The sequence below is a fragment of the Nocardia sp. NPDC003693 genome (genome assembly GCF_053981095.1).
In genome coordinates this window covers 1-19585 of record NZ_JBSFNO010000010.1, presented here as the reverse complement: position 1 = coordinate 19585, position 19585 = coordinate 1, and the positions used below count along the sequence as shown (strand labels likewise).

The 19585-nt window shown below is 70.5% G+C and carries 15 protein-coding genes; all 15 read left to right on the top strand.

What is annotated here, in order from left to right:
* Positions 1-3: 3 nt before the first annotated feature.
* A complete protein-coding gene (locus ACWDOP_RS13705; protein WP_456345317.1) occupies positions 4-1053 on the top strand; it encodes an ABC transporter permease in 1050 nt (349 codons plus the stop codon).
* Complete coding sequence (locus ACWDOP_RS13700) at positions 1050-1835, top strand: ATP-binding cassette domain-containing protein (protein ID WP_456345316.1); 786 nt, start codon at positions 1050-1052, stop codon at positions 1833-1835. Before ACWDOP_RS13705 ends, ACWDOP_RS13700 begins: the two co-directional genes overlap by 4 nt.
* A complete protein-coding gene (gene iolC, locus ACWDOP_RS13695; protein ID WP_456345315.1) occupies positions 1832-2770 on the top strand; it encodes a 5-dehydro-2-deoxygluconokinase in 939 nt (312 codons plus the stop codon). The genes ACWDOP_RS13700 and iolC overlap by 4 nt, the downstream gene beginning before the upstream one ends.
* On the top strand, positions 2761-3705 hold the full coding sequence (locus ACWDOP_RS13690) for a Cgl0159 family (beta/alpha)8-fold protein (protein WP_454200318.1): 945 nt from the start codon (positions 2761-2763) through the stop codon (positions 3703-3705). The genes iolC and ACWDOP_RS13690 overlap by 10 nt, the downstream gene beginning before the upstream one ends.
* A complete protein-coding gene (gene iolB, locus ACWDOP_RS13685) occupies positions 3702-4592 on the top strand; it encodes a 5-deoxy-glucuronate isomerase (RefSeq protein WP_456345314.1) in 891 nt (296 codons plus the stop codon). The genes ACWDOP_RS13690 and iolB overlap by 4 nt, the downstream gene beginning before the upstream one ends.
* Positions 4589-6457 (top strand): 3D-(3,5/4)-trihydroxycyclohexane-1,2-dione acylhydrolase (decyclizing), encoded by a 1869-nt coding sequence (iolD, locus tag ACWDOP_RS13680; protein WP_456345313.1) that lies wholly within the window; start codon positions 4589-4591, stop codon positions 6455-6457. Before iolB ends, iolD begins: the two co-directional genes overlap by 4 nt.
* A 137-nt stretch (positions 6458-6594) precedes the next feature.
* On the top strand, positions 6595-8109 hold the full coding sequence (locus ACWDOP_RS13675) for a hypothetical protein (RefSeq protein WP_454200321.1): 1515 nt from the start codon (positions 6595-6597) through the stop codon (positions 8107-8109).
* A 165-nt stretch (positions 8110-8274) separates the two neighbouring features.
* Positions 8275-10218, top strand: coding sequence for an MFS transporter (locus ACWDOP_RS13670; RefSeq protein WP_456345312.1), 1944 nt, complete (start codon positions 8275-8277; stop codon positions 10216-10218).
* A 145-nt stretch (positions 10219-10363) separates the two neighbouring features.
* Positions 10364-11227 (top strand): winged helix-turn-helix transcriptional regulator, encoded by an 864-nt coding sequence (locus ACWDOP_RS13665; RefSeq protein ID WP_456345311.1) that lies wholly within the window; start codon positions 10364-10366, stop codon positions 11225-11227.
* Between the two features lie 85 nt (positions 11228-11312).
* Entirely contained in the window at positions 11313-12773 is a 1461-nt protein-coding gene (locus ACWDOP_RS13660; RefSeq protein ID WP_456345310.1) for a carotenoid oxygenase family protein, read from the top strand.
* Between the two features lie 35 nt (positions 12774-12808).
* A complete protein-coding gene (locus tag ACWDOP_RS13655) occupies positions 12809-13993 on the top strand; it encodes an LLM class flavin-dependent oxidoreductase (RefSeq protein ID WP_456345309.1) in 1185 nt (394 codons plus the stop codon).
* Positions 13986-15170: an acetyl-CoA C-acyltransferase gene (locus ACWDOP_RS13650; protein WP_456345308.1), complete on the top strand. Its 1185-nt coding sequence runs from the start codon at positions 13986-13988 to the stop codon at positions 15168-15170. Before ACWDOP_RS13655 ends, ACWDOP_RS13650 begins: the two co-directional genes overlap by 8 nt.
* A gap of 50 nt (positions 15171-15220) precedes the next feature.
* Positions 15221-16966 (top strand): class I adenylate-forming enzyme family protein, encoded by a 1746-nt coding sequence (locus ACWDOP_RS13645; protein ID WP_456345307.1) that lies wholly within the window; start codon positions 15221-15223, stop codon positions 16964-16966.
* A 35-nt stretch (positions 16967-17001) separates the two neighbouring features.
* The gene (locus ACWDOP_RS13640; RefSeq protein ID WP_456345453.1) at positions 17002-18219 is read left to right on the top strand and encodes an acetyl-CoA acetyltransferase; all 1218 of its coding nucleotides are present in this window, start codon (positions 17002-17004) and stop codon (positions 18217-18219) included.
* A gap of 199 nt (positions 18220-18418) precedes the next feature.
* Positions 18419-19585 (top strand): 4Fe-4S dicluster domain-containing protein (locus ACWDOP_RS13635; RefSeq protein WP_456345306.1); only part of this gene is annotated, 1167 nt, incomplete at its 3' end.

The following is a 19585-nucleotide window of genomic DNA, read 5'->3' as shown; positions in this document are numbered from 1 at the left end:
GACATGAGCACCGCGACAACGACTTCCGGACCCGCCGCGACGGAGAGCGTGCGCGCCTCCCTCGTGCGCCGGCTGATCGCGCGCCCCGAACTCGGCGCCCTGCTGGGCGCGCTCGCGGTCTTCGTGTTCTTCTCGATCGTCACCGACAAATTCCTCAGCGCCGCCGGTGTTCCCACCTGGCTCGACGACGCCTCGACCCTCGGCATCATGGCCGTGGCGGTGGCGCTGCTCATGATCGGCGGCGAATTCGATCTCTCCGCCGGCGTCATGACCGCGTCCACGGCCCTGATCACGGCGATGCTGGCGGTGCACGCCGGGTGGAACGTGTGGGCGGCCCTGCTGGCTTCGCTGCTCTTCGCGCTGGCGGTCGGCGCCGTGAACGGCTGGGTGGTGATGCGCACCGGCCTGCCGAGCTTCATCGTCACCCTGGGTACCTTCCTGGCGCTGCAGGGCCTGAACCTCGGTGTGACCCGGGCGGTTACCGGCGCGGTGCAGGTCTCGGGGATTCGGAGCTCGAGCGGCTACGAGTCGGCGGGATGGGTGTTCGCGGCCACCACCACGATCGGGGACACCAGCATTCAGGCCTCGGTGGTGTGGTGGCTCGTGCTCACCGCGCTGGCCGCACTCGTCCTGCTGCGCACCAGGTTCGGCAACTGGATCTTCGCGGTCGGCGGTTCGCTGCCCAGCGCTCGCGCGGTCGGCGTACCCGCGGCGCGCACGAAGATCATCCTGTTCATGACCACGGCCTTCGCGGGCTGGGTGGTGGGCGCGTGCAACCTGCTGCGCTATTCCAGCGTGCAGGCCAATCAGGGTGTGGGCCTGGAGTTCCAGTACATCATCGCCGCGGTGATCGGCGGCTGCCTGCTCACCGGTGGCTTCGGTTCGGTGGTCGGGGCGGCGCTGGGCGCGCTCACCTTCGGCATGGCTCGCCAGGGCATCGTGTACGCGGGGTGGAACAGCGACTGGTTCATGCTCTTCCTCGGCGTCCTGCTGCTGGCGGCGGTGCTGGTCAACAACGAGTTCCGCAAACGCGCCGAAAGGGTACGCCGATGACCGGGCATCTCATCGAAACCGTCGGCATCGGAAAGAGTTACGGCGGCGTGGTGGCGCTGCACGACGTGTCCATGGTGGTCGACGCGGGCGAGGTCACCTGCGTGCTCGGTGACAACGGCGCGGGCAAATCCACCCTCATCAAGATCCTGTCCGGGGTGCACCGGCACGATCGGGGCGAACTCCGGATCGACGGCGTGCCGACCCGGTTGGCCTCGCCCCGCTCCGCGCTGGACCTGGGTATCGCCACGGTCTACCAGGATCTGGCGGTGGTGCCGCTCATGAGCGTGTGGCGTAACTTCGTGCTCGGTTCCGAACCGGTGAAACGCTTCGGCCCGCTCGAACTGCTCGATCGCGGCACGGCCCGCGACATCACGCGGCATGCCCTGACGGACATGGGAATCGAGATTCGCGACCTGGAACAGCCGGTCGGCACCCTGTCCGGCGGCCAGCGCCAGTGCGTGGCCATCGCCCGGGCCGTGCACTACGGCGCCAAGGTTCTCATCCTCGACGAGCCCACCGCCGCGCTCGGCGTCAAACAGGCCGGAGTGGTGCTGCGCTACGTGGTGCAGGCCCGCGATCGCGGCCTGGGCGTCGTGCTCATCACGCACAACCCGCACCACGCGTACCCGGTCGGCGACCGTTTCCTGCTGCTGCGGCGCGGCGGCGTGCTCGGGAGCTACGAGAAATCCGAGATCGATCTCGCCGAACTGACCCGACAGATGGCCGGTGGCGCGGAACTCGAAGCGCTGGAACACGAACTGCGCCGGGCGGATACGCCGTGACCGGCCCGGACGTGCTGACCGTCGGCCGGGTCGGGGTCGATCTGTATCCCGAGCAGAGCGGGGTGCCGCTGGCGCAGGTCCGCACCTTCGCCAAATTCCTGGGCGGCACGGCCACCAACGTGGCGGTGGCGGCGGCCCGGCTCGGCCGGCGCGCGGCCGTGCTCACCAAGGTGGGCCCGGACGGCTTCGGCGATTTCGTGCGAACGGCGCTGCGGGACTTCGGGGTCGACGCGAGCCACGTCGCCACCGCCCCGGATCTGGCGACCCCGGTGGTGTTCTGCGAACTGAACCCGCCCGCCGATCCGCCGCTGCTGTTCTATCGCGAGCCCATCGCCCCCGATCTCACCCTGACCCCGGACGAGGTTCCGTGGGATCTGGTGGATTCCGTTCCGCTGCTGTGGGTCACCGGCACCGGCGTCAGCGCCGAACCGGCCCGCGCGACCCAGCACGCGATCCTGGAGCGCCGGGCCCGGCGCGGGCACACCGTCCTGGATCTGGACTACCGCCCCATGTTCTGGCCGGACGAGAGCACCGCCCGGTCGGAGATCGGAGCCCTGCTCGAGCACGTGAACGTGGTGGTGGGCAACAGAACCGAGGCGCGGGTGGCGGTCGGCGCCGATGATCCGGACGCGGCCGCGGACCGGCTGCTGGACCGGGGGATCGGCCTGGCGGTCGTCAAATGCGGCGCGGACGGCGTCCTGATCGCCACCCCCGGCGAACGCCTGCGGGTGCCGCCGTGCCGGGTAGAGGTGGTGTGCGGCCTGGGCGCGGGGGACGCCTTCGGCGGTGCGCTCGCGCACGGCCTGCTCGCCGGGTGGGATCCACGGCGGATCGCCACCTACGCCAACGCCGCCGGGGCGCTGGTGGCCGCCCGGCTGGCCTGCGCCGACGCCATGCCGACGGCCGCCGAGATCGAGGAGCTGCTGTGCACCTGACCGATGAGCGCTGGCAGCACCTGCTGCGGGTGCGCGCCACCGAGCCCGAGGCCGTGCGGCGCGCCTACGCCGACCGGCGCCGGCGCTCGAACCTGCTGTCCGGCACCGGGACCCTGTTCCTGGTCGCCGCCGACCATCCCGCCCGCGGCGCGCTCGGCGTCGGCGCGGACAGCACCGCCATGGCCGATCGCCGGACCCTGCTCGAACGCCTGCTCATCGCGCTCGACAATCCGGCGGTGGACGGGGTGCTCGGTTCGCCGGACATCGTCGAGGAGCTCCTGCTGCTGGACGCGGTCCACGACAAGATCGTCATCGGTTCCATGAACCGGGGCGGACTGGCCGGGGCGGACTGGGAGATCGACGACCGCTTCACCGGCTACGACGCCGCGTCCCTCGTCGAATTCGGCCTCGACGGCGGAAAGATGCTGCTGCGCATGGTCGATTCGGACCCGAGCACGGCGCCCACCCTGCACGCCTGTGCCCGCGCGGTCTCCGAACTGGCCGAGCACGGGCTCATGGCCATGGTCGAACCGCTGCCGTACCGTCGCGACGCCTCCGGCGCGCTGGTCATGCACCGGGACGCGGCCGCCCTGCAGCGCGCCATCACCGTGGCCTCGGGACTCGGCGTCACCTCCGCCTACACCTGGCTGAAGATCCCCGCGCCGCAGGACATCTCGGCGCTGGACGCCACCACGCTGCCGGTGCTCGTGCTGGGCGGCGCACCCTCGGGCGATCCCACCGGCGATCTCGCCGCCTGGGGCAAGGCGCTGAGCCACGAGGTGGTGCGCGGTCTGGTGGTCGGGCGCGGTCTGCTGTATCCGCCGGACGGCGACGTGGCCGGTGCGGTGGCCGCCGCGGCGGGGGTGCTCGCCGATTCGGCGGGCGCGCAGGCACTTCGGCTCGCGACCGGCCCGTCCGACGGCGCCGCCTCGTGACCGCCCTGCATCGCCCGCACGGAACTCTCGCCGACGCCGCCGATCCGGTGGTGCTCACGCCCGCGGACGCGGGCTGGACCTACACCGGCCTGCGGGTGCTGCGGCTGGCGCCGGGTGAGACGCGTGTCGTGCACACCGGCGACTTCGAAGCCTTCGTCCTCCCGCTCGCGGGCGGCTGCGTCGTGCGGGTCGACGGCTACGAGTTCGAACTGACCGGGCGGGACACGGTGTTCAGCCGCGTCACCGACTTCGCCTACGTGCCCCGCGACGCCGAGGTCGAACTCTCCGCCGCGCACGGGGCCGAGGTGGCGCTGCCCATGGCCCGGTGCACCCGCCGTCTCGACCCGAAATACGGTCCGGCCGACCAGGTCCCGGTCGAGGTGCGCGGCGCGGGCCGCGCCACCCGGCAGGTCGTCAACTTCGGCGTCCCCGGCGTCTGGGACCACGCCGACAAACTCAGCGCCTGCGAACTGCTCACCCCGGACGGCAACTGGTCCTCCTACCCGCCGCACAAGCACGACGAGGCGAGCGCGCACGAGGTCGTGAACGAGGAGATCTACTACTTCCGCATCGCCGGGCCGGACGGAATCCGGCCGTCCGACAGCGGGTTCGGGCTGCACCGCACCTACACCGCCGACGGCGAAATCGACGCGAACGTCGCGGTCCGCGACGGTGATGTCTTCCTGGTCCCGCGCGGCTACCACGGTCCGTGCGTGGCCGCCCCCGGCTACCCGATGTACTACCTCAACGTGCTCGCCGGACCCGGTCCCGAACGCTCCCTGGCCTTCTGCGACGACCCTTCCCACGCCTGGGTCCGCGCGCACTGGGAGAGCGAACTTCCGGATCCGCGCTGCCCGCTGACCTCGCACGAAGGACGGCTCGGATGAGACTCACGACCGCGCGAGCACTGGTGGCCTGGCTGATCGCCCAGCGCTCGGAAACCCTCGACGGCATCGAAGTTCCGCTCTTCCCGGCGGTTTTCGCCATCTTCGGCCACGGCAACGTGCTGGGCCTGGGCACCGCTCTCGAGGAACAGCGCGAGGTCCTGCCGGTGTGGCGCGGGCACACCGAACAGGGGATGGCCCTGGCCGCGGTCGGCCTGGCCAAGGCCGCGCACCGGCGCCAGGTCGGCATCGCGACCTCCTCCATCGGACCCGGCGCGCTCAACATGGTGACCGCCGCCGGTGTGGCACACGCCAATCGGCTGCCGCTGCTGTTGCTGCCGGGGGACACCTTCGTCAGCCGCGCCCCCGATCCGGTATTGCAGCAGGTCGAGCATTTCGGTGACCCGACCGCCACGGTGAACGACGCCTTCCGGCCGGTGAGCCGCTATTTCGACCGCATCGTCCGCCCGGAACAGCTCATCGCGACCCTGCCGCAGGTGGCCCGGGTACTCACCGATCCGGCCGAGGCCGGGCCGGTCACCCTGGCGCTGCCGCAGGATGTTCAGGTGCGGGAGTACGACTTTCCGGATGAGCTGTTCGTCCCGGTCGTGCATCGCGCGCCGCGCCCGCGCCCCGACCGCCGCGAACTCGCCGCCGCCGCGGCGGCGCTGCGCACCGCCGAACGCCCGCTACTGATCCTCGGCGGCGGCGTCCGCTACTCCGGTGCGGGCGCGCGAGCGCTGGAACTCGCACGGCGCCATGGCATTCCGGTCACCGAGACCACCGCCGGGCGCACCCTGGTCCCGCACGACCACCCGCTCCACGCCGGACCGCTGGGCATCACGGGGTCGGCGTCGGCGAACTCCCTGGCCGCCGCGGCCGACGTGGTGCTGGCGGTCGGCACCCGCCTGCAGGATTTCACCACCGCCTCCTGGACCCTGTTCGATCCGCGAATGCGCCTGGTGCACATCAACACCGCGCGTTTCGACGCGGTCAAACACGGCGCGCTCGCGGTCGTGGGCGATGCCGCCGAAACCCTGGCCGAACTCGGCCCGGCGCTGGGGGACTGGCGCGCGGCGCCGGACTGGACCGCCCGCGCGGCGGTCGTACGCGCGGAATGGGACACCCACATCGACACGCTGCGCGCCCCCGCGCGGGGAGCGCCGAGCTACGCCCGCGTCGTCGGCATCGTCAACGACCTCAGCGGCCCCCGCGACTACGTCATGACCGCCTCGGGCGGACTGCCCGGCGAACTCGTGGGCGGGTGGCGCGCCGTCGGCGGCGAGCCGGCCATGGACGTGGAGTACGGCTTCTCCTGCATGGGTTACGAACTCGCCGGGGCCTGGGGCGCGGCCATGGTGGTCGGCGACGAATCCGCGGGGCCCACCCGCGGCCTGGTCACCACCCTGCTCGGCGACGGCTCGTACCTGATGCTGAATTCCGAACTGTTCTCCGCCGCCTTCGCCGGGCACCCCTTCGTCGCGGTGGTCTGCGACAACGACGGTTACGGGGTGATCGCGCGACTGCAGGAGGGGCAGGGCGCGGCGGCGTTCAACAACTTCTACGCCGACTGCCGTACCGAGCACGACCGGCCGCCACGCGTGGACTTCGCCGCGCACGCGCGCGCCCTGGGCTGCGCGGTCGTCACCGCCGATGACGCGAGCGAGTTCCGCACCGCGTACGCCCGGGCCCGGGCCGCCGCGGTCACCGAGCGGCGGCCCGCGGTGGTCGTGGTGCGCACCCTGCCGTCCACCTGGACCGACGCGGGTGCGTGGTGGGAAGTGGGTGTGCCCCGGCACCTCTCGGGACACGCCGCCCAGGCCGCCGCCAAGCCGGGGCAACTCCGCTACACCCGGCCCGCGTCGTGATCGCCGCGCCGTGGCCGGGGTTCCGCATTCCGGGCATACCTCCGGAGGGGTGACCTCGTACCGGAATGTGTGGCAGACTCGGCGCAAACGAGGGCCGGTCGTGCAGGTGGCCGGGCGAGCAAGGTGGTTGTGGGAGTTTGAAGGTCGCAATGGATCTCAGCGCCATCGAGCGCCAGGTGGCTGCCGACCGAGGGGCGGCCCGGGACCGTTCGGCGGCGGCGGAGTTGGCGCTTGCCACCTCGTTGTGCGAGCTCGCCCGCGCCCTCATCGCCACCCGACGTGATCCGGACGAACGCGATCGGTCGGCCACCGCGCTCGAGCCCGCGCAGGAGGCGGTGCTGCTGCGCCTGCGCTGGCTCACCGCCGGGCACGTGAACGCCATCTTCGCCAACGAGGTGCAGGAGGCGCTGCGCCTGTTCGAGGAGGCCGCGCGCACCATCGGGCACCGCGAACTGGCCATCCCCACCATTCGCAACGCGTGCAACGCCTACCGGCAGGTGGCGCACCAGTACCCGCACGCCGCGGCCGTGTGCGCGGACGCGCTGGCCAAGTGCGGGGTGTGGCTGTGCCGGCTCGATCCGCACGCCGCCGTCGCCGCGGGCGAGGACGCCGTGCGTATTCGCGCCGCGCTCTTCGCCGCCGAACCCGAACAGGCGGGCCGCTACCTGGCCAGTCTGAACACGCTGTTGCGCACGCTCATGGTCGGCCGTCAGCGCAAGCAGGCCGTGGCCATGTACCGCGAGCGCTACGCGGCGGTGACCTCCCCGGCCATGACCCAGCGGCTGCGCGAGATCAAGATCGAGGAAATCGGGCTCACCAGCAAGACGGTCACCGCGCTGCGCAAACTCGAATGCCAGACCCTCGAGCGCGCCGGATACCTGACCCAGCAGCAGATCCTGTACCAGAGCGCGGGCGACCTCGCGACGATCGAGGAGATCAACTGGCAGCTCGCGCTGGTCGGTCTCAAGCCGCTGGCGGCCGGCGCCATGCCCGAACAGCCGTCCAAGCCGGTGGAGATCAGCACCAGCTTCGGCGCGCTCACCGTGCGCTGCTCCTCGCGCAACGGCGTCACCCTGGTGCGCGCCGCGGTGCTGGCGGCCTACGCCGCCGAGGGCGCGCAGTCGGTGCCGAGCACCGCGTACCTGGGCGTCGACGAGAAGCACTGGGCCACACGCCAACCCGAGACCAACGCGACCGAACGCCTCGGCGAGGACGTGGTGTTGATCGAGAAGGTCTCCGAGCACTGGGTCTCGGTCAAGAGCCTGAACTGGGAGGTCGCACCGGTGGGCAGACACCCACTGGCACTGCGGCTTTCGAAGGAATGGCCGGTGGTCAGCGTGACCACCACCGAGCGCATGTCGTACGAGCTGTGCTGGTACGAGGGCGGTTCGGCGGTGCAGTACGCGGCGCTGGGCCTCCCGGTGGGGCAGATTCCGCTGGAAAAGCCTCTCGCGCCTTTGGATTTCAAGATGCTGGCCGAGTACGGCGCGGATTACGCCTCGGAAACGCAGGTGCGTTCGGCATTCGGCAATACCTCCATGTTCGCCAAACTGACCCAGCTGCCGGCCAGTGGAATCCGTCAGGCGGCCGAGGCCGGTCCGCTCACCGCGCACGGGTCCAACATTCTCTACTTCCGCGACGCGGAGCAATAGCTCTACCACGCAACGCAATAGCCGCCATGTCCGATTTTCGGCATGGCGGCCATTTTGTGATGCGGATCACCATGGAACGGTAACCTGTTCTAACCCGGCTGCTCGTGCTGCAGAAAAAGTGGCTTACGGTCACGCGAAATGCCGTGGAGAGAAAGGCATCTCGACATGAGTTCCACCTCGACCACCGCCCCGGAGTTGCAGCCACCGACGCTGCTGACCGGCCTCTGGCAACGCAAACTCCCGCACTACCCGGAGACGCCCGCGCGCTCCTGGTATCTGTTCCTGGTCGTGATCGTCTCGATCGCCCTGTACTACCAGTTGTTCGTGGTGGGTGCGATCGGCAACGAGCTCATCGCCTACTACAACCTGACCTTCCGCTACTTCGTCGGCATCTTCATCGCGGGTGCGGCCGTGGGCGCGGCCGCCTCGGTGGCGGCCGGCATCCTGGACCGCTGGGGCCGGGCCAACATGGTCGCCTACGGCACCGTGATCTGTTCGGCCCTAACGCTTTTCGCGGTGCCACTGTGCGCCACGAAAGAGGCGTACCTCGCGGTCTACTGCCTCATCAGCATCGTCGAGGGCGCGGTCCTGGTCGCCACCCCGGCGCTGGTGCGCGACTTCTCCCCGCAGCTCGGGCGGGCCTCGGCCATGGGCTTCTGGACGCTGGGCCCGGTGCTCGGCGCGCTGGTGACCACCGAGCTGTCCACCCTCACACTGGACGAGCACCCGGACTGGCAGTTCCACTACCGGCTCTGCGGCGCCATCTGCCTCGCCATCTCGGTGCTCGGCGTCATCGGGCTGCGTGAACTCAGTCCCGCGCTGCGCGATCAGATCATGGTGTCCATGCGGGACAAGGCGCTCATCGAGGCCCGGGCGCGCGGATTGAATGTGAGTGCGCTCGAACGCGATCAGTGGAAACAGATGATGCGTTTCGACATTGTCGGCTCGGCCTTCGGCATCGCCATTTTCCTCGCGTTCTTCTACACCATCGTGTCGTTCCTGCCGGTGTATTTGGCGACCAACTTCGGGTTCACCACGAAACAGGCCAACGCACTGGGTAACTGGTATTGGATCTCGAATGCGATCGGCCTGGTCATCACCGGCATCGTGTCCGACCATCTGAAGGTCCGCAAACCGTTCATGCTCTTCGGAGCGGTCATGAGCATTATCGGTGTCTACGTATTCCTGAGCTACACCGACCGGCCGGGCACCGATTACTACACCTTCGCCATCGTGCTCAGTCTCATCGCGGTGGGCAGCGGTATCGCCTATTCCACCTGGATGGCGAGTTTCACCGAGACCGTGGAGAAAAGGAATCCGGCAGCCACCGCGGTCGGGCTCGCGGTCTGGGGCGGCATTCTGCGCACCGTGGTCACGTTCGTGCTCTTCGGGCTGCTCATCGTGGTGACCGCGGCGGGCACGCTGGTGAACTACGGTCCCGAACTCCAGGTCATCGCCGCCAAGTACCACACCGAGATCGCCACGATTCAGAAGGCGGGCGCGGAGAATATGGAGGCGCTGGGCCGGAATCCTAACGATATCGACGCCCAGACCGCGGCGCTGACCAGACTGACCGGCGCGGCGGAGGCCGATATCAGGACCGCGCTGAGCGTGAACGCCAAGTACCCGCGGGAATTGGCGGCGTTGCAGGCCGTGGATCCGGCGGTACTCACCAAACTCCTGATGAATCCCGCCGATCAGGCGTCCGCGGCGACGGCCGTCGGGCAGATCATGCAGAAGCTGAACCTGCCCGCGGATCAGGCGGCGGCGAGATTGGCGGCCGCGCAGCAGGTTCCGGTGTCGGATCTGGCGGTGGTGTCCCAGGTCGGTCCGCAATTGACCGCGGCCAGTAAGGAATTGGCGGCGGTGGCCGCGATTCCGGCGGCGGACCGGGACTTCCTGGCCGAGCATGCCGACGAAGTGCAGCAGGCGCAAAAGGATTCGGCCGATCAGTGGACGACCTGGTGGTGGATCTGCCTGCTCGCGCAGGTCGGGTTCATTCCGTTCATCTTCTTCATGTCCGGGCACTGGAGCCCGGCCAAGGCGGAGCGGGAGGCGGCCGAGCACAACGAGGCCGTCGATCGGGAACTGGCGTCGCTGGGTAAGTAGCGCGGCATCGATCCGGCCGGGGCCGGGCGCCATCCCGGTGCCCGACCCCGGCCTTCTCGATTGAAGTACAGTTATTGAAGTGCAACCTACGCGGGACGCGAGTCCGGAAACCGGTTCGGCCGTGCCGCGCCCTACGGTGAGCGGCGTGACGAACTCCGTGGCCGCGACCTTCGATCTGCTCGGCGACCGCCTGACGCTGACCATCCTGCGCCTGGCCTTCGTCGAGCGCGCGCGGCGGTTCTCGCAGTGGAGCGAGCGCACGGGCGCGCCGCCCGCGGTGCTGACCGCGCGGCTGGCCGCGCTCGTGGACGCCGGGGTGCTGGCGCGCGAGGGCGCGGAGTATCGGCTCACCGACCTGGGCCTGGGCGTCTGGGAGATCCTGGTCTGCGTCTGGTCCTGGCAGCGCGAATGGACCGCCGAATGGGCGCTGCTGCCGGAGTTCGTGCACGAGGACTGCGGGCATCGCGGGCCGCCGGTGCTCCTGTGCCGGGACTGCGGGCGCACCGTCACCGCGCACGACACCGACGTGGCGCTGGATCGGGATGCGCTGTGGCACATCACCTCCGGTCGCCGCCGCTCCGCACGCGCGGCCGCGCCGGCCGGCGGCGACGCGCGATTCGACGAGATCATGGAGGCCATCGGCGATCGGTGGAGCGCCTCGGTGACCGGGCTCGCGCTGGCGGGCGTGCGGCGCTTCTCCGAATTCCGGGCGGCCCTGAACATGTCGCCGACCACCCTCACCGAACGGCTGACCCGGTTAGTCGAAGCCGGGATCCTGCACCGGCCCGAGGCCGCCGGGCGGGAATACCGGTTGACGCCGCGCGGGCGGGCGTTGTTCGGGGTGTTCGCGTTTCTGCTGGCCTGGGCCCGGCGCGCGCATCCGGGCGCACCCGAGCCCGGATTGCGCATCGACCACCGCGAATGCGGTTCGGCGTTGCGTCCCGCGCTGCGCTGCCGGGGGTGCGAGGCGGAACTGGCGCGCACCGATGTGCGCTTCGAGCACCCTTGACAGCCCGGCATGAGACGCGTATCACTTCATTAACTGTAGTGAACTTCGCCGGGCCCGCGTGGTCCGGCCACCGGAGGCGTTGCTCATGCCGCTCAACGAAGAACTCATCGCTCCCGCCGCGGAGGCCCTGACCAATCCGTACCTGGAGGGGCCGTACGCACCGCAGGCGGACGAGATCACCGCCGTCGGCCTGCCGGTGCTCACCGGGGAGCTGCCCGCGGACCTGGACGGGGTCTACGTGCGCAACGGGCCCAATCCGCAGTTCGCGCCCATGGGCCGGTACCACTGGTTCGACGGGGACGGCATGCTGCACGCGGTGCACTTCGAGGGCGGGCGGGCGACCTACCGCAATCGCTACATCCGCACCGCCGAGTTCGAGGCCGAGCGCGCGGCGGGAACGGCGCTGTGGCGCGGGGTGATCGAGCCCTGGGACAACAATCCGGCCGGTGATCGCCGCGAGCGCAACTCCGCCAATACCGATGTGCTGTACCACCACGGCAATCTGCTCGCCCTGTGGTACCGGGCGGGCCAGCCCTACGCGCTGGACCCGGTCAGCCTCGCGACCCGGGGCGTGGACACCTTCAACGGCACACTGCGCGGGGAGGTTTCGGCCCACGCGAAGGTCGACGAGCGCACCGATGAGCTGCTGTTCTTCGACTACGGCATCAACGCGCCGTACCTGCGCTACGGCGTGGCCGACCCCACCGGGACGGTCACCCACTTCACCGGTGTGGAACTGCCGGGGCCGCGGCTGCCGCACGACATGGCCATCACCGAGAACTACTCGATCCTCATGGATCTGCCGCTGTACAACGATCCGCGGGCCGCGGCGGCCGGCCGTTTCAAGATCTTCTTCGATCGGAACCTGCCCAGCCGCTTCGCGGTGCTGCCGCGTTACGGCGATGGGGCGCAGGCGAAATGGTTCGAGGCCGCGCCCGGGTACATCTATCACACGGTGAACTCCTGGGAGGAGGGCGAGGAGATCGTGCTCGTGGTCTGCCGGGTCACCGAGCCGAGCCCGGTCTCCGATCGCGCGCATCCGCTGGCGCAGCTGCTGGCCTATCTGCGCCCCGAGGCCAAGCTCTACCGCTACCGCTTCAATCTGCGCACCGGCGTCACCACCGAGACGCCCCTCGACGACGTGAACACCGAATTCCCGGCCATCGATCAGGCGCGCACCGGCCGGGCGGGCCGGTATTCGTACCAGATGCGCCTGTCGGTGGATCGCACCATGATCTTCGACGCGATCATCAAGTACGACATCGTCACGGGCGCGAAGGAGACCGCCCCCTTCGGCGACGGCTTCCTCGGCAGCGAGCTGACCGTGGTCCCGCGCCCCGGCGGCACCGCCGAGGACGACGCCTGGCTGACCATGTTCGCCCACAACAACCACACCGGTCTGTCCGAGGTCTGGATCTACGATGCCGCCGACCTCGCCGCGGGCCCCGTCTGCCGGCTCGGCCTGCCCACCCGCGTCCCCCTCGGCTTCCACGCCACCTGGGTGGCCGGGGACCGCATGCGCGCTGCCGCCCAGCCGCTGTCGTGACCGGGACGCGCACCGTGACCCTCCCCGATCTCAGTGTGAGTCTGCCCCTGTGGCAGGACCGCGACCCCCTCGACGCCCTGCTGGTGGCCGAGGCCGCCGACGCTCTCGGCTACGACCGCCTCTGGATCGGTGAGATGGCGACCTTCGACGCGATCGCCCTGGCCACCGCCGTCGGCCGCACCCCGGGCCGAATCCCCCTGTGCCTGGGCCCCTTCGCGGTCGCCGTCCGTACCCCGGCGTCGATCGCCATGGGGGTGGCGTCGGTGGCCGCCCTCACCGGCCGCCCGGTCGGTGTTGCCCTGGGTACCTCGAGTCCGACCGTGGTCACCGCCTGGCACGGCCGTGAAAGAAGGAGCACCGCAGCACATCTCGAGGAATCCGCCCGTATCGTCCGCGACCTGCTCACCGGAGCCAAGGTCCGGTACGAAGGCACCCGGGAACGAGTGGACGGCTTCCATCTGCGGCTACCCGCACCGCGACCCGCGACTCGCGAGGTCGAGCAGCCAGCCGGCGCGCTGCCCTCGAGCCCGGAAAACGCGGAACTCCTTCCGGCGGTGTCCATGCCGGCCCGGCGCGAGGTGGGAGCGGCGGCCGGGCGCCCGGGCCGGACCGATTCGATCTCGTCCGGTGGCAACGGGTCGGCCGCGGCCGCGGGGGAGTCGAGGGGCGCGGATCCGGGTGCCGGATCCCCGGCGTTGCGAGGGGAAGTGGTCGTTGCGGCGTTCGGGGAGCGTGCGTTGTCGGTCGGGGCGCGGGTGGCCGATCGGGTGGTCCTGAATCTGGTGACTCCCGCGCAGGTAGCCCGATGTGTCGCCGCGATACGGGAATTCGCCGCCGCGGCGGGACGTCCCGCGCCGGCGGTCGCGGTATGGGTGACAGCGGGGGTGGACCCCACCGACGCGATGCTCGCGACGTTGCGTCGCGGCGTGGTCGGGTATCTGCGGGCACCGGGATACGGTGAGATGTTCGCGGAGGCCGGGTTCGGTGAGGTCGTGGAGCTCGCCCGGAGCGGAACTCATCCGCGCGAGGTGCTCGCGGCCGTACCGGACGCGCTGCCCGCCGCGGTGGGAATGCTCGGCGACGCGCGCGAACTGGCCGCGCGGCTGGACGCCTACCGGGCCGCCGGGGCCGACGAGGTGGTCATCGTGCCGGTGACCTCCGCCGAGGATCCGGCCGGATACCGGACGCTGGAGACGATCGCGGGGTTCCCCCGTGGGTGAGGCGTTCATCTACGACGCTGTGCGGCTGCCGCGTGCACGCGTGCGGAAATCCGGTGGGACGCTCGGTGAAGTGCCCGCCTGGGAACTGTTCGGGCAACTGCTGCGGGCGCTGGCGAACCGGTCGTGCCCGCCGGATGCGGTGCGGGACATCATCGCCGGGGTCGGCACGCCGGTGGGGGAGCAGGGCGCCGACATCGCGCGCGCGGCCGCACTGTGGGCGGGGTGGCCGGACGGCGTTCCCGGCGCGGTGGTTTCGCGGCTGTGCTGTTCCGGGCTCGACGCGGTGGAGAGCGGCGCGGCACGGGTCGCGGCGGGGTACGCGGAGATCGTCGTGGCCGGTGGCGTGGAATCCATGTCGCGGACGCCGATGCTCTCGGATCGGCCCGCCATCGCGTTCGACAACGACCTGGGGGAGCGCACCGGCTTCGTCACCATCGGGGTCTCGGCGGATCTGACCGCCGCCGCGCACGGCATCACCCGGGCGGAGTTGGACGCGTTCGCCGTCGAGTCGCATCGAAAGGCCGCCGCCGCGGTGGTTTCGGACTCGGTGATCCCCGCGCGCCAGGGCGGCGCCGTCCTGCTCGACGCCGACGAGGGCGCGCGGGTGGACGCCGCGCTCGAGACCTTCGCCGCCCTGCCCACGCTGTTCGGTGCGGACGACTCCTGGGAGCGGGTCGCACGACGGCTGCCGGGCGCACCGCGTCCCGCCGCCGGACTGCACACCCTGGCCACCGCACCGCAATTGGCGGACGGGGCCTCGGCGATCCTGCTCGGCGGTCACGCGGCCGCCGCGATCCTGGGCCGCACACCGCGGGCGCGCATCGCCGGTACCGCCCAGACCGCCGAACGCTCCCCGTTGCTGACCGCGACCGTGAGCGCCTCCCGGCTGGCACTGAGCCGGGCCGGGATCACGGCCGCGGATCTCGACGTGATCGAGGTCAACGAATCCTTCGCCGTCACACCGCTACTGCTGATCCGTGCGCTGGGCCTGGATCCCGAGCGGGTCAACGTAGCCGGCGGCGCGCTCGCGGTCGGGCATCCGCTCGGCGCGACCGGCGGCATCCTGATCGCCCAGGCGCTGGACACCCTGCGCCGGTGCGACGGCGAATTCGCGCTGGTCACCATTCCGGCCGCGCTCGGCCTGGGTTCGGCGATCGTGCTGCAGCGCACGACCTGAACCGCACGACCCGATCCAACTCCACCCGGTACGACCCGTCAGGGGATCTCATGGCTGAATCACCCACCTCCGCACCGACTTCCGTCGCCCGTCGCGCGGGCCGCACCCGGCATCCGGTGCTCGCCTGTCACCCCGAGGACACGGTGCGCGACTATCTCCACCGGGGCTGGTGGGAGACCGAGACCATCCCCGAGGTGTTCCGCCGCCGGGTCGCCGAGACGCCCGGGGACCCGGCCGTCACCGACCCGGCGAATCTGGCCGATCTCACCGGCGCGGCCCCGCGCACCCTGACCTGGCGGGCGTTGGATGATCACGTCGTCGATATCGCCGCGGTGCTCTTCGCGGGCGGTGTGCGCCAGGGCGATACGGTGGCGGTCCTGCTGCCCAACACGATCGCGCTGACCGCCACGTATCTGGCGCTGTGGCGGCTGGGCGCGGTCGCGACACCCATGCCCGCTTCCTACCGGCGGCACGAGATCACCGGAATCCTCACCGCCACCGACGCGGACGCCCTCGTGACCACCGGCGCGCTCGCCGGGCGCGACCTGGGCGCCGAGGCCCTCGCGGTCGCCGGACCGGACCGCACCGTCTTCGTTTTCGGACCCGGGGTGCCCGAAGCGGCGATCGCGCTCGGTGACCCCGCCGCGCCCGATGCCCGGGATCGCGTGCGCGACTACGAATCCGGGCTGCAGCCGACCGTCAACGACCGCGTCACCATCTGCTGGACCAGCGGCACCGAAGCCGCGCCCAAGGGCATCCCGCGCTGTCACGGCGACTGGCTGGCGGTGGCGCGCGGTGTCCAGGACGGGCTGGGCATCACCCCGGATGCGGTGGTGCTCAACCCCTTTCCCATGGTGAATATGGCGGGATTCGCCGCCGCCTTCCTGCCGTGGCTGCTCGCGGGCGGCCACCTGGTGCAGCATCATCCGCTCGACCTGCCCGTGTTCTTCCGGCAGATCGCCGAACACCGCGTGACCCACACCAGCATGCCGCCCGCGCTGCTGACCATGCTCCTGCGGAACGACGAGCTGCGCGCCCGGGCGGACCTGTCCTCGCTGCGGACGGTCGGTTCCGGTGGCGCACCGCTCCCGCCCCCGGTGGTGCGCGGCTGGCAGGAACAGCTGAACATCCACGTGCTCAACTTCTTCGGCTCGAACGAGGGCGTGAGCCTGCTCGGCGCGCCCGCCGACATCCCGGATCCCACCGTGCGCGCCCAGCATCTGCCGCACTACGCCGCGCCCGGCGTGCGCTGGTCCACCCGGCTGGCCGCGAGCACGGCGGTCAAGCTGGTCGACGTCACCACCGGCGCGCGGGTCACCGAGATCGGCGGGCGCGGGGAGCTGCGGATGCGCGGCCCGGCCGTTTTCGCGGGGTATCTACCGGGTACCGCGAGTGCGGAACCGTTCGACGACGAGGGCTACCTGTGCAGCGGGGATGTCTTCGAACTGTGCGGCGACGGCGGGCGCTACCTGCGTTTCGTGGATCGGGTGAAGGAGATCATCATTCGCGGCGGCATGAACATCGCGCCCGCTGAAATCGAGGGCCTGCTCGCCGACCATCCGGCCGTCGCCGACGTCGCGATCGTCGGCTATCCGGACGAGGTGCTCGGCGAGAAGTGCTGTGCCTTCGTGGTTCCCGGTCCGGGAACCACACCGACGCTGGAGAGCCTGGTCGCGCATCTGCGCGCGCTCGAGGTCGCCTCCTTCAAACTCCCCGAGCGGCTCGAGGTCGTCGAGTCGCTGCCGCGCAATCCGGTCGGCAAACTGCTGCGCCGTGACCTGCGCGCCCAACTCTGATCTCGCACAACATTATTCAGGAGCACCACGTGTCCGTGCACATCCTCGGCGGCGCCCAGACCGATTTCGCGGTCAACTGGCAGCGCGCCGGCCTGGGTTTCGACGCCCTCGTCAGCACCGTTATCGAACACACCCTGGAGGCCACCCGGATCGACCCGGCCGATGTCGGGGTCATCCACGTGGGCAACGCCTTCGGGCAACTCTTCACCGGTCAGGGGCACCTCGGCGGCATGCCCGCCACCGTCTGGCCCGAGTTCTGGGGGACGCCGGCCACCCGGCACGAGGCCGCCTGCGCCTCGGGCAGCATGGCGGTGCTGGCCGCCATGTCCGATCTGGAGTCCGGCCGCTACGACTGCGCCCTGGTGCTCGGCGCGGAGCTGGAGAAGACCGTTCCGGGGGACACCGCGGCCCGTTACATGGGTGCGGCGGCCTGGGCCGGACACGAGGCCGTCGACACGGATCTGGTGTGGCCCAGCATGTTCGCCGCGATCGCCGACGAGTACGACCGGCGCTACGGCCTGGACGCCGGTTACCTGCGCGCGATCGCCGAACTGAACATCGCCGCCGCCCGGGCCAACCCTCTGGCCCAAACCCGTGACTGGACCTACACCCCCGAGAGTTTCACCGCCGACGACACCGCCAACCCGCCGGTCGCGGGCGTCCTGCGCCGTCAGGACTGCAGCCAGATGACCGACGGCGGCGCCGCGCTGATCCTGGTCTCCGACCGATTCCTGAACGCGCGCGCCGAGTTTCGCGCCCGGCCCCGCGCGGTCATCACCGGGTGGGGTCATCGCACCGTCGGACTGCCCCTCGATCAGAAGCTGGCCGCCGCCGCGGGCGACCCCTACGTCTTCCCCCATGTCCGGCGGGCGGTCCTGGACGCTCTCGCGCGCGCGGGCCTCCCCGACATAGCGGCGGTGGACGGCTTCGAGGTCCACGACTGTTTCACCATGTCCGAGTATGTGGCCATCGACCACCTGGGGCTGACCGCGCCCGGGGAGAGCTGGAAGGCGGTCGATTCCGGGGCCATCACCCTGAACGGCGCGACGCCGGTCAATCCCGGCGGCGGACTCATCGGCATCGGTCATCCCGTGGGCGCCAACGGCATTCGCATGCTCCTGGACGCCACCAGGCAGGTGACCGGACAGGCCGGCCCGCATCAGATCCCGGGCGCGGGCACCATCGCCACCCTCAACATCGGCGGCAGCACGACCACCACGGCGAGTTTCGTCGTGGCCGCCGCGGCCGACTGACCGCACCGCACATTCCCGGCAACCGCCAAGTACGCACTCTCGCAGTGGAACCGGCGGTTGCCAACGTGTTTCCGGCCACGGTCCGGCGGGGCTTCCGCGCCGGCGGAATCGGTGATAACTTGGCGACAGATACGAAAGTTACTGACGGGTAACATATTCTGTTGCCCGCCGGTCGTGCTCGAAACCGGGGGTTGGCATCGTGAGTTCGGCGACGATCACGTTGGGCATTGTCGGGGCGCTCATCACCGCGCTCAGCTGGGGTTCGCTTGCGCTCGGGCTGGGGCGCATGGTCCGGATCATGCGGGCGGGGCAGCCGGACTACTCGCGGCTGCGGCCGATCGTGCCCCGGCTGCGAACGCTCGCGATCGAGGTCGTCGCGCACACGCGAATGAACAGGTTCCGCACCGTCGGGTGGGCGCACTGGCTGGTGATGGTCGGCTTCCTGCTCGGCATGGTGTTCTATTTCGAGTCCTACGGGCAGACTTTCGATCCGGAGTTCCACTGGCCGCTGGTCGGGGACAGTCGCTGGTATCACCTGCTCGCGGAGATACTCGCGGTGACGACCATCCTCGGGATCGTCGTGCTCATCGTGATCCGGCAGCGCAATCATCCGCGCCGGCCCGAGCGGCTCTCGCGGTTCGGTGGGTCGAATTTCGTCGCGGCCTATGCCATCGAGACGATCGTGGTCGTGCACGGGATCAGCGATCTGCTGGTGAAGGGCGGCAAGATCGCGACCTACGGCGGCGGGCACGCGGCCAGTGATCTGTTCACCATGCAGATCGCGAAGGTGCTGCCCGCGAGTCCGCTGTTCATCTCCGCGGCCGCCTTCGTGAAAATGCTTGCCGGGGCGGCATTCCTGTACCTGATCGGCCGCAAGCTCACCTGGGGCGTGGCCTGGCACCGGCTCTCGGCGTTCGTGAACATCTATTTCAAGCGGGAGGCCGACGGCGGCGTCGCGCTCGGCGCGGCCAAGCCCATGATCTCCGGCGGCAAGGTGCTGGACATGGAGACCGCCGACCCCGACACCGACGCGTTCGGGGCCGGGAAGATCGAGGACTTCACCTGGAAGGGGCTGCTGGACTTCACCACCTGCACCGAGTGCGGCCGGTGCCAGAGCCAGTGCCCCGCGTGGAACACCGGAAAGCCGTTGTCGCCCAAGCTTTTGATCCTGTCGTTGCGCGATCACGCGTACGCCAAGGCGCCCTATCTGCTCGCGGGCGGTGACGCGGGCACGCTGTCCGCCGAGGCGCGGGCGGAGGCGGAGCGTCCGTTGGTCGGGCACGAGGATGTCAACGGCATCATCGATCCCGAGGTGTTGTGGTCGTGCACGACGTGTGGTGCGTGTGTGGAGCAGTGCCCGGTCGAT

Excerpts from the sequence above, each read along its gene's own strand:
- ACWDOP_RS13670 (WP_456345312.1), top strand. The coding sequence starts at position 8,275 with ATGAGTTCCACCTCGACCACCGCCCCGGAGTTGCAGCCACCGACGCTG.
- ACWDOP_RS13700 (WP_456345316.1), top strand. The coding sequence starts at position 1,050 with ATGACCGGGCATCTCATCGAAACCGTCGGCATCGGAAAGAGTTACGGC.
- iolD (WP_456345313.1), top strand. The coding sequence starts at position 4,589 with ATGAGACTCACGACCGCGCGAGCACTGGTGGCCTGGCTGATCGCCCAG.
- ACWDOP_RS13645 (WP_456345307.1), top strand. The coding sequence starts at position 15,221 with ATGGCTGAATCACCCACCTCCGCACCGACTTCCGTCGCCCGTCGCGCG.
- ACWDOP_RS13660 (WP_456345310.1), top strand. The coding sequence starts at position 11,313 with ATGCCGCTCAACGAAGAACTCATCGCTCCCGCCGCGGAGGCCCTGACC.
- ACWDOP_RS13705 (WP_456345317.1), top strand. The coding sequence starts at position 4 with ATGAGCACCGCGACAACGACTTCCGGACCCGCCGCGACGGAGAGCGTG.